The 1094-nt window shown below is 37.8% G+C and carries 2 protein-coding genes; one reads left to right on the top strand and one right to left on the bottom strand.

Annotated elements, in window-relative coordinates:
• The coding region (lptB, locus tag ACQR30_RS02715) for an LPS export ABC transporter ATP-binding protein (protein ID WP_429730898.1) at window positions 1–605 on the top strand (605 nt) is incomplete at its 5' end.
• Here lptB and ACQR30_RS02710 read toward each other — a convergent pair.
• The coding region (locus tag ACQR30_RS02710) for a Pr6Pr family membrane protein (protein WP_429730895.1) at window positions 602–1094 on the bottom strand (493 nt) is incomplete at its 5' end. The genes lptB and ACQR30_RS02710 overlap by 4 nt on opposite strands.

Genomic DNA, 1094 nt, shown 5'->3' with positions numbered 1-1094 from the left:
ATCTAAATGAAGAAGATATCACGAAATTACCCATGTATAAGCGTGCACAAATGGGCATTGGCTATCTACCACAAGAGGCTTCTGTGTTTCGTAAACTAAGTGTGGAAGACAACATAACGGCTGTTTTGGAAATGACTAAGCTTACTAAAGGAGAACGTCTTGAGAAACTAGAGTCTCTCTTAGATGAATTTAACCTCCATCATGTACGCAAAAATAATGGGGACAGTTTGAGTGGCGGAGAAAGGCGCAGAACTGAAATCGCCCGAGCATTGGCCGTCGACCCAAAGTTTATTTTATTGGATGAACCTTTTGCAGGTGTCGATCCTATTGCAGTTGAAGATATCCAGGCCGTCGTTGCCAAATTGAAATATAAAAATATCGGTATCTTAATTACAGATCACAACGTGAATGAAACGCTTTCAATTTGTGATCGCGCATATCTCTTGATTGAAGGAAAAATTTTTAAACACGGAACAGCGGAACAGCTCGCGCAAGATGAGCAAGTACGCCGTTTATACCTAGGAACTAACTTTGAATTGAAACGTAAAGACTGGATTTTAGAAATGGGAAAACAACCTTCCCAAAAAGAAGAACAGACATCTTAAACTTTCGTCTTTTTGCGACCTCTGTTTATAGCTATGAATAACAATGAAAACAATAGGAATACCAGTGTCATGGCTAAGCAGTTAATAAATACTTTTTGATAACCCAAGGCAGTTACATCTACAAATGGATAAGGGTAATAATTTGTATAAATTCCATGAATAAACGTATAAATTAGATATGCCAAAGGATAAGGCAGCCAGCTCCAGAGCTGCCGCCATTCTAAAGACTTTTTTGGTACATACAACCACCAAAACAATAAAACCAAAAACGGTACAACACTATGAAGTAATTCATCCGCCAACTTGAATAATCCCTGCGGGTGGCCAAGTCTTCGCAAAATAATATTATACACGGCGGCAACCACAATAATATAAACAGTTGTTGCCGTCAAGGTTGAAGGTCTTGAAAAAAATTGATGCAGCCTATTATTCTTATTCAGCCATAAAACAGTAAAAATATGATGTATATTATTTGGCAGCATGGTAATA

It is taken from the genome of Arachidicoccus sp. (genome assembly GCF_050436765.1).
Taxonomy (GTDB): Bacteria; Bacteroidota; Bacteroidia; order Chitinophagales; family Chitinophagaceae; genus Arachidicoccus.
Note: the sequence above shows the minus strand (reverse complement) of the source record. Positions and strands in the feature narration are given on the sequence as shown.